Below are 13218 nucleotides of genomic sequence, written 5' to 3'. Positions count from 1 at the left end.
ATTTGGTGAAACAAAAATTTTGGTAAGGTTGGGTTGAGGAACGAAACCCAACCTACAACATAGCCTTATTCCTCCCGGCGGTTGCCACCAATTAACGCTTGATCCGTTGCGGTTTTCACTATATATGCTACTGACAGAGTTTTCTCTTCTCCTGGCGAGAGGTTTACCCACCAATGATACCCCCCTGCAATCGGTAAATTTCGTTCTGTTTGGTCGTACTTTTTCCAAGGAGGAGAAACCGCATCAATAATAATATCCACTTTAGCGTTTTTTGCCGGAATCGGTATCCGTTCACGGACTTCTATTTTTGCCGGTTTGGATAAATTATTCGCCAGGTCTATTTTAATCTCATGGTGGAATTCATTCAGCCCCACTAAAATATGACCCGACCAATTTTCTCTATAACTTGTATTGCGGGCAACCTTGATTGATTGTTCAACTCCTAACCCTAAATCCAGTTCTCCTTTCGGCGGTACAGTTTTAATCTGAGTCGATAACAGATATTCGCCATTGAGATAGACATCCACAAGTCCGTTTAACAGGGGAGATGCCAAGGGGTTAAGGAGTCTGGCAATACGGAAAACATGATTACCCTTGCGAGGGACGGTGACATAATACATCCCGATTTTTGTATTTTTCGCTGTCAAAGCTACGGAATGAAATTCTCCATCTGACGGCACATCCACCCGACCTTCACCTCGATAAACATAATCAAAGTAACCGGCAAGTTCTCGCACGTCAACGCCGCCAAAAGGTAAAGGCTGATTTAGGCATTCTTTGGCTTTAATTATGGCCTCTTGTACAGTGAACATAACATTGAAGTTAACATCAACTTCCTGGCGTTTGAGAATTTCTAGATATGTTTTTTGCGGTGGCAGTATAGATAATTTGCCGCGTTTTTCTATGTCATCCTCTGCTCCGATTTCCATCATATTGTATGCTAAAATAAGGCTTAAGTTTTTATCGAAGTTAATCAGTGATTTGACGGAATTAAAGTTTTTACAAATTTGGATAATAATTTTTTCTCCAAACTGAGTAGGTAAACAACAGAGCGCGAAATACATAGTCTCTCCCTGAAATATCCGCTGGAACTGACCCTCTTGTATTTGTTGGTGTTGGGCTATGTCCAAATCAGCAATAATTTTAAAGCGAGCTACCAAAGGACTTCGGAATTCTAATGGTAGCTGATAGACTTCTTTAAGCACCCCATCTTTACGCATCAGCACCCGGACACCTTCTTGTTGAGGTTCGACGTGAATGTCAGATACACGGTCGCTCACAGCTTTAGCTAATATTTGATTAATAGTCTTAACAACTGGTGGTGAATATCCGCCTTGCAAAGATTTATTGAGGTCCATGTCATCTTGATCCTCAACGTCAGCTTCCTGAAGCCCCACACTGGCGAAGGCATTCGGATCGAGGCAGAGATCGACAAGCTCCAGATCGTCGAGATCATCATCGGTAGTAATCCCCGCTTCCTGAAGCTCCAGATCGTCGAAATTATCATCGGTCATAATCCCCACTTCCTGAAGCCCCACACTGGCGAAGGCATTCGGATCGAGGCAGAGATCGATTTGATTGGCTTTATCTTGCTTCTGCTTCTTGCGGGCGGCTTCTTCCGCTTGTTTTTCCTGTAAGTATAGATTCAAAAAATGCTGGTAGTCTTCTAGAGTAATTACCCGACGCTGAAATCCCAGAGAATGGGGTTTCAACATTCGCTTAAGATCGTCAAGCGCATCGAGCTTATCTGGATCTACCATGCCCACAACCAGGGAGGGGGGATTTGCTTTTGTTTTATATAGAGGAAGAATGCGATGCAGACGACAGGTTTGAATGGGAATTAGATTTTCCATTAGATCGACGATCTGTTCTGCGGGAATTTCTGCTGATTCAAGATCCAAGGATTCGACCGCATAGATCGCCTTTAATTCAAAGAGTCGCTGAAGTTTGTACAAGCGAAGCCATTTGGGAGAAAGTTTTCTGTTCGTCATGTTTTCGAGGACTTCGGGCAGGGGCTTTTGTAGCTGCCGACTTTGTTTGAGAGCTTCATTCATCCGATTACTATCGATATAACCCGATGCCACCAAATTATTGACAAACGGAGAAAAATTATCTTGAGTCACAATTCCCCATCTCTGGGAGGCATAACTAGGATCCCGTGGTGGGAATAGCTCATACTCTAGATCCTGACTAGGCATGGAATCCTCGAACAACATATCTAAATCATCAGAGTTGCTAAAGTCGCTACTCAATGATTCCAAAATATCATCCAAAACTCGATCGATAGAGTCTTCCTCTTCCTCCTCTTCATTGAATAGGGGTTGTTTTTGCCGATCGCGATCGTAATCTTCAAATAACAATTCTGCCCCCACTGGAGGAAGTCGCCAACCGGATTTTTGCGGCGTTGGTTGCGCCCGACCAAGACGTAAAGAAGGCAACTCTGGCAAGTCACACCACATCATTGGTTGCGCTGTAGAAAGTTCCAGAGAAACTCCGTTCCAGTCTTCCCCAGTTTTCTGACAAATTAATGCCCGCATCGCAATTGTGGCGGTATTGGCAACTGTATCTAAACGAAAAATATAAGTCGGAGTCCAACGAGTGCCGGGGACAAAATATTCTAGGATTAATCGTTGGCAGGATAGGGGTTGATTTGAGTCAATTTCTGGATAAGTTAGGCGAATAATGGCGATTTTTCTCAACTCATGGGGTCGGGCTTCTTTGGCAGAAGATGCCCGCGATTGTTTCTCTAATAAATCGTTGAGATGTTCTTGAGCTTGGCGTAATTTTTCCCGAATTTCTCGCTGTTCTGCGGTGCGATCGCGTATTTGTTGGTTCTTATAATTGGCGATCGCCATTCGCATCATCGTTGGGGACGGAGGGGGCGCATTTTCTCCCTCACCAATCAGTCTTTGGGGAATTTCTATTCGAGAAATAACTTTAATTTCATGGTCAATCACAGTCAGCAATTCCTCTAATTGTTGCACCTCCGTGCGGGCGGTAGAAATCTCTGCCTCTAGGGGAAATGCTTGGGTTTCGGTCTGCGGGGGAACCCCTAAACCAATCCGCACATCAGTGGCGATCGCGGCAAAGGCACTATTTCCAGAATCGCTTTCCACCCGGACTCGCACGCTACTATCATCCAAAGCTAAAGGTAAACCGGGAATTTCCACTACTTCATTTCTATCAGCTAACTCAGCCACCCGCGACACCGTTGCCCCGGCAGCATAGAGTTTTACGCGATCGATTTTAGAATTTAGTTGCTGATAATTTATTTGCATGGTAATTGATAGCCTATTTTTAATTTTTTGGCTGATTCTATTTTAATAGGGTATTTTAGGCGGCTTCCATTCTTGTCTTTGGCCTTAACCTTTGGCCTTAACATTGATAAAAAGCCTTGGTTTTACCTAAACTTACCGGCAAGGTAACTGAATAACAAACTCACTTCCCACCCCGATCGCCGAAGTGAAACTTAACTTTCCTTGGTGATTTTTGGTGACAATTTGATAGCTATTAGGTAATCCCATGCCGGTCCCTTGACCTACAGGCTTGGTAGTAAAAAAGGGATTAAAAATATTCGCTTGCACCTCTGGAGTCATGCCGATCCCATTGTCTTTAATTGAAATCGATACCCAATTAGAGGCATCAATAGCTGTGGTAATGGTAATTATGCCAACATACTCATAATTTAGATCAATTAGATCAAATTTTTGTCGTTCCTCTATGGCTTGAATCCCATTGATCAACAGATTCATAAACACCTGGTTTAACAAGCCAATATAACATTCAACCAGAGGTAACTTTCCATAGTTTTTAATCACTTTGATTTCCGCATTTACCCCTCCACCATTCAAGCGATTGTGTAAAATTACCAGGGTGCTGTCCAGATTTTCATGCAGGTCTACTTCCTTTAAATCGGCTTCATCTAAGCGAGAGAAGATCCGCAGAGACTTGACAATATCCCGAATGCGCGATGCACCATTTTTCATAGAATCGATGATTTTAGGGAAATCTTCGATAATGAAATCTAACTCGATTTCTTCGCTGAAATCAGTAATTTCTTCCCCTGGATTAGGATAGCAATCTTGGTAAAGCTGAATCAGTTCTAGTAAACTCTGGGCATATTCTAATGTGGGGGTTAAGTTACCATAAATAAAGCTTACTGGGTTATTAATTTCATGGGCAACCCCGGCAACCAACTGCCCTAAACTGGACATTTTTTCCGCTTGAATTAACTGAATTTGCGTTTCTTGCAGTTCCCGATAGGCGAGTTGGAGTTCTTGGCTTTTGGCTTGGGATTCTTGAAGCAGGGATTGTAGCTGGGCTTCAGCCTGTTTGCGGTCTGTAATCTCAAAATTAACCCCAATCATTTTTTCGGGATTCCCCTCGGGGTTTCGCAGCAGCAGACCAAAGGCTTTAATAAAATGGATGCTGCCATCAGGATGAATCACCCGAAATTCCGTATCAAATTCGGCTTGACCCAAAACCGTTTGGCGAATTAAACTTTCCGATGCCTCTCGGTCATCGGGATGCAGTCCCGTTGACCAAATTTCGTAAACTAATCGGGTATTAGACTCCGGGTTGACCCCATACAGTTCATACATCCGATCGTCCCAAATCAGGGTGTTTTCGATGATATTCCATTCCCAACAGCCAATCGCTCCAGACTTGAGGGATAATGACAACCGCTCAGAGATTTCGTTCAGTTGGGCTTCCGCTTGTTTGCGCTCTGTAATATCGGCAATAATTGACCAGACATATTGCTGTCCATCTGCCCCCGTGACTATCATCCCCGTCAGTTCCACGGGTACGCGATCGCCGTTTTTGCGAATATATTCTTTTTGGTAAGGGCCGTATCGCCCAATGGTCTTGAGTAATTGAATTTGTCGGTTTTGCGGCTGGATGTATTCCGAGGGAGTTAAATCCCAATAACTCAACTGATTTAATTCTGCCAAGGTATAGCCGGTAATGTTCAAAGCGGCTGGGTTGGCTTCGGTGAATTTACCCTGCATATCATTTAACACAATTCCCAAAGGAGATAGGTCAAACAGCGATCGCAGTTTTTCCTCATTCGCTCGCAGGGTCGCCTCCGTTTGGATGCGATCGGTAATATCCCTAGCAGCGGCATAAATTAACGATCCGCAAGGATTCGCCAGCCATTCAATATAACGATAACTGCCATCTTTAGCTCGATAGCGATTCACAAATTTCAGCACCCTATCCCCATGCTCTAAATCTGACATCTTGGCCAGAGTGGGGGCAACATCATCAGGGTGGACAAACTCTAAAAAAAGCCGACCTGCCAATTCCTCAACGGTGTAGCCCAAGCTAGTTTCCCAAGCCCGGTTCAGGCGGCGAAAACGACCTTCGGCATCAGCAATACAGAGTAAATCCAGGGAAATGCTAAAAAATTGCTCCAGTTCTAATTCCGCCGTTTTGCGATCGGTAATATCCATCTCGGTGCCGAAAATCCCCACCACTTCACCATCTCTAACCTCAAGCTCAAGGCGAGCATTCACATAGCGCATTTCCCCATCGGGACGAAAGACGCGATAGTCAAAACTTTGGGGCACACCTTGCCTCGCTTCTGTCAACCTCTGTTGCCAAATGGTGCGATCTTGCGGGTGCAATTTTTTCAGATATTCCTTAAACGTTGGTTCTCCTTGGTCTGGGTTCAGGCCAAAGATGCGGAAAACCTGTTCAGACCAAGTGATTTTTTGGGTTGCCATATCAAAATAGGTATAACCCAACTGAGCCACTTCCTGAGCTTTTTGGAGTTGTTGAGTCAGTTCCCGTAAGGCCAGTTCCGCCGTTTTGCGCTCAGAAATATCGTGATGGATGCCGATAAACCTGACCGGCTGACCTTGTTCATCGCGTTCAATAATTTGCCCTCGGTCTAAGATCCATTTATACGACGCATCTTTGCACCGCATCCGATATTCATTCTGATAAACTGGCGTTTTTCCTTGGATGTGGGCATCAATCTTTGCATAAGCCTCTTGGAGATCCTCTGGATGTACCAGACTTTCCCAGACTGGTAGGCGATTTTCAATTTCATCTTCTTTGTAGCCCAGCATCGCTTTCCACTGCTTGCTAAAAGCCACCTGATTGGTTTGCGGGTTCCAATCCCAAGTGCCAATATTCGCCGCTTCTAGGGCCAGTTGTAACCGCACATGATTTTCCCGCAGCGCTTGATCCGTCGCTTTTTGGGCGGTAATATCCTGAATATAGCCATACCAGATAGTGCTGCCATCGAGTTCTCGCTGGGGTGTGGCGTGACCGATCGCCCATAACAACCGGCCATCGGGATGACAGATGCGATATTCGCAATGCCACGGGTTGAGGTGGGTGGCTGAGTCAACAATCGACCGCTTGAAACTGGCTAGGTCATCGGGATGAATCATGGCCAAAAGGGGGGTAGCGTCCTCCCTGACCGCTTCTGGTGCGACCCCATAAATCTCTTGCAACCCCTCGCTGAAGTATGGGAAACAAGACCGGCCATCGAGATGCAACGTCAACTGGTAGATCGCCCCAGGGATATGCCGAGCAATTTGTTGCAGGCGATACCGTTCTTCATCGGTTTTCTGCATCGCCTCCAGGCTGTCTGGGTGGGACGGCGGTGGGACAGCGGTGGTTTGTGCCAGGAGATTTTCCAACACCTGCACCCGGTCTTCTGCCCGTTTGCGGGCGGTGACGTCCCGCCACATTAATAGGTGATAACCGGAGATTACCTTAGCCTTTGCGGTGTATTCGACTTCATACACTTGGCCATCGGTTCTAATCAACTGAAATTCCCCCTTGTCTTGACCTTGGTCAAGAAACTGCTGCCAAGCCGAGGCAAAGTCAAACCCTTGGAAGGTAAAATCCCTGAGATGACAACCGATCAGGTTGCAACGGGGCAATCCGAATAATTGACAGGCAGCGGGGTTAGCATCAAGATAATTACCTCGATCATCGGCGATCGCCCACGCATCGAGGGCAGCGTTAAATAGGGTTTCAAATACGTGGGGATCTTGAAGCAGAAACGGAGAAACATGATCAGACACAGCTTTATTTTAATCAGTTCACTTGAATGAATTCAAAAGTCAAAGAGAAAATTGACTGGATCCGTGAAAATACGGCAAGTAAAATATAGTTCCGGTAAATAAAATGTCTTATATTATATATCCTTAATCAAGCTGATGCCAACCCCCGCGAAGGCGGGGGCAGGCGCCGATGACCAAAATTTAACATTTTTCTCACCCATCACCCATGATTTTAGGGCGCCCGATGGGAGGGCGGCGATCGCCGCTAACTCTTAAACACAGTCTTTATTTCCGTTGATAAATCGTCTCCAGGACAAGCGCTAATTCATCGCTAATTATCGGCCAAATAATTTTCCCGGACAATCAGAGCAAACGAGGCTTTTCTGTCGTTGTTCTCGGTTCTCTGCCTCTCTATGGTTGTGGCCAAAAAATCTCTTAAAGCCGAGCGCTCTTGATATCCTGAAACTAAATTTATTGTTACGTTTTGTTAAAAAAATCCGATATTTTATCAGGTGCGATCGCTACACCATTAAAATTGAATCGTCAAAATCTTAAAATCGCCATCAAATACTTTCTTAACTTATGGTTAATTAAACCTTATATCCATCCAATTAAGGTAATATTATCTTTTTTTTGGGGGAATAATTACTGAATTAATTAACTTAGTTAAATAAGCGATTAAAGCAAGTACAACTCACGCCAATATTTCTGACATTGAAATATGACTGAACAAACATTATTGTGTCCAGAATTGCGTCCAGAAAATATCCTGCTAAAACCGGGCAGTTTATGGTCTAAAATTCAATTCCAAACCAACTATGCCATAAGTTGTGGGGCATTGCAATCAATTCCCACGGAATGCGAGTTAATCAATCAAGAGGGCATTGATTGGATCGTGAGAATTTTAGCCAACCTCGTCCGCAAAGATAAAGCCAAGAAAAAACAACAGAAAAAACAACAGAAAACCGGCAAAGAGTTTAACCCTTTTCTGCCTTATGAGCAAGATTTATTTGTCTGTGATATTTCTCCGACCCACTTATGTTTATTGAATAAATTTAATGTGGTTAACCATCACCTGCTGATTGTCACGCGAGAGTTTGAAGACCAGGAAAATTGGTTAACTTGGGCGGATTTTGTGGCAATGTGGGCTTGTTTAGCGGAATTTGATGGACTGATATTTTATAACGGCGGCAAAATCGCTGGGGCAAGTCAAAAACATAAGCATTTACAACTCGTCCCATTGCCCCTAGGGACAGGCAGAGGCAAAATTCCCCTGGAACCCCTATTGCCATCAGCCAATAGTCCAGGATCGCTCCTGCGAATCGCGGATTTGCCCTTTGTCAATGGGTTCGCCCGCATGGATCCTAACTGGGTCAATTCCCCCGTAGATGCCGCTGCCCCGACCCTGGAATGTTATCGCACCTTATTATCGGCAGTCGGCTTACTCACGGAAGAAAATCAGCCAAGTCCGCAGCAGTCTGGGCCTTACAATTTACTGGCAACAAGGGAATGGATGCTGATTGTGCCGCGATCGCAGGAAGAATTTCACGGCATCTCCATCAACTCCTTGGGCTTTGCGGGCGCCCTGCTGGTTCGCAACGCCGAACAAATGCAACTCCTCAAAGAAACCGGCCCCATGACGGTCTTAAAAAAGGTCGCCGTGCCCATTTAGGCGGATGGGGGAGCGGGTTCTCCCGCTCCAATACACCTCTTTATTCCTAAAACGTTCCCATTGGTGGCATGGTAAAACCTGTTAATTTTTGGTCGCGTTCTTGATCCGTTAGTCCTTTACTTTGTGCTAAGACGCCAAAATTACCCAGACCCATTGGATCAATTAATTGATGCAGCACTTCTCGCCGTTGTAATGCGGTGACAATATCCAGTCCGGGAGTGGTGGATATGGCGGCAATGCGATCGCCCAGCCCCAAAGCCATTAAAAATAATCCTTGCTTAGTAAAGCCGATATTTTCTAAACCCCATTGCTGCCCATAACGCTCCAAGGCGGTAAAATTCACATGGGCAGTAATATCCTGTTGGCCTACTAAAATATAGGGATTGTCATGGTAGCGATGCTGATAATAACATTGCAAAGTTCCCTGATGTCGAGAAGGGGCGTAATAGCGATCGCCTTCATAGCCATAATCAATGGTTAACAAATAACCCCGCTTTAACCTTTGGCTCGCTTCCCTTAACCAATCTAACGCCGCTAAATTCACCTCACTGCGATAGCCATCCGGGTACTTTACTCCCAGAAAATTTAACCCTAACTCATTAAAATATTCGGCAATTTTTGGGTTAGAAAGTTCTCCCAATACCTCCACAAAATTTAGTTCACCATTAATTTCTGACATAGTCACATAAATTTCCTTAAATTCCCCTCTATCTATAACAAATTGATGCACAGGAAAAGCATCGACCAATTCATTAGAAAAACAACAACCGATGATTGAATCCGGTTCGATTTCTGCCCAAGAACACCAGCGGAGGACATTCGCCAAATCGCCTGTAAACCGAACTAACCGTTGTTCTTGAAACTGGCGCATCGCCGGAGAATTTTCTATAATAACATAATCTAAACACTGAAAAAAATCGGGATATTTATACTGTAAATAAACCAGCACATCTCCCGCAATTAATCCCTGACCTGCCCCCATTTCTACCAATTGAAACCGCACCGGACAGCCCAAAATTTGCCACATTTGCCAAAACTGTTCCGCCAGCATTTCCCCAAAATCCGAGCATAAATGGGGAGAAGTCGCAAAATCACCCCCAGCGCCAATTTTTCCCGCCCCCGTCGTATAATAACCATAAGCGGGATGATACAGCGCTAAATTCATATACTCAGCAAAAGAAATTCTTTTTTGCTCACTTGCCTGAATTTTCCGGGCAATTTCTTCACATAAATTAGGATTACTCATATTTTTTGATCAATTAGTAGGGTGGGCATTGCCCACCAATTATTACTTATTATTACTTATTTTTCACCACAAAGACACAAAGGACACGGAGAAATTTTTTCTATGTGCTTATCTCTGTGCTTCTTTCTCTCTGTGCTTCTCTGTGTCTTTGTGGTAAAACATTTTATTTCACTGATCGCGAAAAAATATCGATAAAATTGATCATAAAAATAGGGACAATAAACTGTCCCTATTTTTGATAAGTTTTAGCCAGATATATTAGCGATCGACTGAACCCATAATCACATCGATACTACCGAGAATAGCCACAATATCGGCCACCTTATTTCCTCGCAATAAATCCGGTAAGATTTGCAGATTATTAAAATCAGCCGCCCGAATCTTCCACCGCCAGGGGAACACATTATCGTCACCGATAATATAGATCCCTAATTCCCCTTTGCCGCTTTCAATCCGCACATAATGTTCGCCAGCGGGAATTTTAAACGTGGGGGCAATTTTCTTACCCATAAACTGATAGTCAAAATCACTCCATTCAGATTTTGGCCCCCCTGCCATCCGTTTCGCCTCTAAGTTTTCGTAGGGGCCGCCGGGAAGGTTTTTCAGGGCTTGGCGAATAATTTTCACCGACTCCCGCATTTCCCCAATCCGCACAAAATAACGGGCTAAACAATCGCCCTCTTTTGCCCATTGCACTTCCCAGTCCAGATCGTCGTAGCATTCATAGTGGTCTACTTTGCGGAGATCCCATTTCACCCCGGAAGCACGCAGCATTGGCCCAGACAGTCCCCAGTTGATCGCCTCTTCGCGAGTAATCACACCGAGTCCTTCAATCCGACGACGGAAAATGGGGTTATCGGTAATCAGGCGCTCGTATTCATCGATTTTGGGGTCGAAATAGTCACAAAAATCTTCGCATTTGTCCACCCAACCATAAGGCAGATCGGCGGCAACCCCACCAATGCGGAAATAGTTATTGTTGATTAAGCGCTGACCTGTGGCGGCTTCCCACAGATCGTAGATGAATTCCCGCTCCCGGAAAATGTAGAAAAATGGAGTTTGGGCACCCACGTCCGCCAAAAATGGTCCTAACCACAGCAAGTGATTGGCAATCCGGTTTAACTCCAGCATAATCACCCGAATATAGCTGGCCCGTTTGGGGACGGGAATGTCCGCCAGTTTTTCTGGTGCATTCACGGTGACGGCTTCGTTAAACATCCCCGCTGCGTAATCCCAGCGGCTGACGTAGGGAACAAACATGATGTTGGTGCGGTTTTCGGCGATTTTTTCCATGCCTCGGTGCAAATAGCCCAAGACTGGCTCGCAATCCACCACATCCTCACCATCCAGGGTGACAATTAACCGCAACACCCCGTGCATTGAGGGATGGTGTGGCCCCATGTTGAGAATCATGGGTTCGGTTCTGGTTTCAATCATTGACATAACTGTGGCCTTTTCCCCTTGAGACAGATTTGGGCTGCCGCCCCAGTTGAGATTTTTGCTGTTTTGTCAAAACCCGATAGGTCGCGTCTGGACAAAAGCTCACCAAAGGCACGGCAGATGGATCAAAAATATTCGGTTGCAAGTATCTCGATCATTATAAAGTTTGTTGTGAACTGCCCAACGTGCCGACTCGGTAGATGGATAGAAAAATCTTTGAGGATCGATTAGGGATGCGTAAATAGTGCAGGGGGCCGCCATCGGTGTGCGGGGTTTAGGGGCGCAAGCATTGCGCCCCTACAAAGGTCAACAGTTAACAAATAACAAATAACAAATAACAAATAACAAATAACAAATAACAAATAACAAATAACAAATAACAAATAACAAATAACAAATAACAAATAACAAATAACAAATAACAAATACTACTCGTTCGGTGCGAACCGCTATCTCAACAGATATAACAGAGAAGGCAAAACTATTTTTCCCGATTTGTTTACAGTACAAATTTTGTATTGACAAGGCGGCAATTGGTTTGCCATGTAAGATGCGTAATGTATTTCTGTAGTGTAGTTTAGCGAGGAGTCTCATTTAAGGATGTTTGATTGTATTATTGTCGGCGCAGGGCCTGCCGGGGGCAGTGCTGCTTACCATTTGGCGAAGAAAGGACATTCTGTGTTAGTCCTGGAAAAAGAATCTCTGCCGCGATATAAGCCTTGTGGGGGGGCGGTGTCACCACAAGTTGCCCAGTGGTTTGATTTTGATTTTAGTCCGGCGATTTCCCTGAAAGTGAAGCATCTTCGCTACACCTGGAGTAATGAAGACCCGGTGGATTTAGAGGTGACGAGTGCAGAACCAATTTGGATGGTCAAGCGGGATGTGTTTGACCAGTTTTTAATCGACCAAGGGAAGGGTCAAGGGGCTGAGGTTCGGGATAATACGGCGGTGACTGGGGTGGCCTTTAAGAATGGGGCTTGGGAAGTGGCGACGAGTAAGGGGCCGGTGACAGGTCGTTATTTGATTGCTGCTGACGGCGCTTCTGGGCCGATGAGTAAGTTGTTGGGCTTTAAGAAAGAGGTGAAACGCCGTTTGGCGGTGGGCCTTGAGGTGCCTTTAACTACGGGGGTGCAAAATTCGCCGATTAATTTTGATTTTGGGGAAGTGAAAAATGGTTTTATTTGGAATTTCCCGAAGGCGGATGGCTATTCTTTGGGAACGGCGGCTTTTATTGGTGGAGATGTGAAGAATCTGCCGGAAATTTTGCAGAAGTATGCCACTAATTTGGGTTTGGATCTAACTAATGCTAAACAGTATGAGGCAGAGATGGCTTTGTGGGATGGCGATCGCACCTTACATACCCAAAATGCGGTGTTAGCTGGGGAAGCAGCAGCAGTGGTCGATCCCTTTACTGCTGAAGGAATTCGCCCTTCTATGTTTAGTGGGATTAAGGCGGCAGAGGCGATCGCGGCTGCCTTAGCCGGTGACAGCAACGCCCTGGAAAAATACACCGAAATTATGAAAGAAGAACGGGGCAGTGATATGGTTTGGGCGCAACGGATTGCTGGCGCATTTTTCCGCTTGCCGAAAATTAGCTACAAAGTCGGGGTGAAGAAACCCTCTGCCACCACAAAAATGGTGGAAATTCTCTGTGGAGAATTACGCTATTCAGAAGTGGTGGACGTGGCGGTGAAAATGCTCACTAAAGGCGTCTTCGGTGGGGGTTAATTTAATGTTTGATTGATGCGAAAAACCGGTTTTTTTTGAGGAAAAATCCGGTTTTTTTATTTGATTTTGCATTTAGACTTACAGGGTTTTTCAGATTAATGAATTACAAA

The 13218-nt window shown here is 45.0% G+C and carries 6 protein-coding genes; 2 read left to right on the top strand and 4 right to left on the bottom strand.

Features of this window, described 5'->3' with window-relative positions; all coding sequences use genetic code 11:
* Positions 1-65: 65 nt before the first annotated feature.
* Both AM228_RS07900 and AM228_RS34080 read right to left on the bottom strand, forming a co-directional pair.
* Entirely contained in the window at positions 66-3278 is a 3213-nt protein-coding gene (locus AM228_RS07900; protein ID WP_054465582.1) for an ATPase, T2SS/T4P/T4SS family, read from the bottom strand.
* A gap of 132 nt (positions 3279-3410) precedes the next feature.
* Entirely contained in the window at positions 3411-7043 is a 3633-nt protein-coding gene (locus tag AM228_RS34080) for a PAS domain S-box protein (protein WP_054465581.1), read from the bottom strand.
* A 700-nt stretch (positions 7044-7743) separates the two neighbouring features.
* Between AM228_RS34080 and AM228_RS07890 the strand changes: the two genes are divergently transcribed.
* On the top strand, positions 7744-8694 hold the full coding sequence (locus tag AM228_RS07890; protein WP_054465580.1) for a DUF4922 domain-containing protein: 951 nt from the start codon (positions 7744-7746) through the stop codon (positions 8692-8694).
* 46 nt (positions 8695-8740) lie between these two features.
* On the opposite strand, the gene AM228_RS07885 is transcribed toward AM228_RS07890, so the two are convergent.
* The gene (locus AM228_RS07885) at positions 8741-9940 is read right to left on the bottom strand and encodes a class I SAM-dependent methyltransferase (RefSeq protein WP_054465579.1); all 1200 of its coding nucleotides are present in this window, start codon (positions 9938-9940) and stop codon (positions 8741-8743) included.
* A 258-nt stretch (positions 9941-10198) separates the two neighbouring features.
* On the bottom strand, positions 10199-11383 hold the full coding sequence (locus AM228_RS07880) for an NAD(P)H-quinone oxidoreductase subunit H (RefSeq protein WP_054465578.1): 1185 nt from the start codon (positions 11381-11383) through the stop codon (positions 10199-10201).
* Between the two features lie 597 nt (positions 11384-11980).
* Between AM228_RS07880 and AM228_RS07875 the strand changes: the two genes are divergently transcribed.
* The gene (locus AM228_RS07875; protein ID WP_054465577.1) at positions 11981-13108 is read left to right on the top strand and encodes a geranylgeranyl reductase family protein; all 1128 of its coding nucleotides are present in this window, start codon (positions 11981-11983) and stop codon (positions 13106-13108) included.
* Positions 13109-13218 lie beyond the last annotated feature (110 nt).

The organism is Planktothricoides sp. SR001 (assembly GCF_001276715.1).
GTDB lineage: Bacteria > Cyanobacteriota > Cyanobacteriia > Cyanobacteriales > Laspinemataceae > Planktothricoides > Planktothricoides raciborskii.
This window is presented reverse-complemented; position numbering and strand designations above follow the sequence as displayed.

What these genes read in the sequence shown, in the direction of transcription:
- AM228_RS07885 (WP_054465579.1), bottom strand. Translation starts at nt 9,940, where the DNA reads ATGAGTAATCCTAATTTATGTGAAGAAATTGCCCGGAAAATTCAGGCA.
- AM228_RS07875 (WP_054465577.1), top strand. Translation starts at nt 11,981, where the DNA reads ATGTTTGATTGTATTATTGTCGGCGCAGGGCCTGCCGGGGGCAGTGCT.
- AM228_RS07900 (WP_054465582.1), bottom strand. Translation starts at nt 3,278, where the DNA reads ATGCAAATAAATTATCAGCAACTAAATTCTAAAATCGATCGCGTAAAA.
- AM228_RS07880 (WP_054465578.1), bottom strand. Translation starts at nt 11,383, where the DNA reads ATGTCAATGATTGAAACCAGAACCGAACCCATGATTCTCAACATGGGG.
- AM228_RS07890 (WP_054465580.1), top strand. Translation starts at nt 7,744, where the DNA reads ATGACTGAACAAACATTATTGTGTCCAGAATTGCGTCCAGAAAATATC.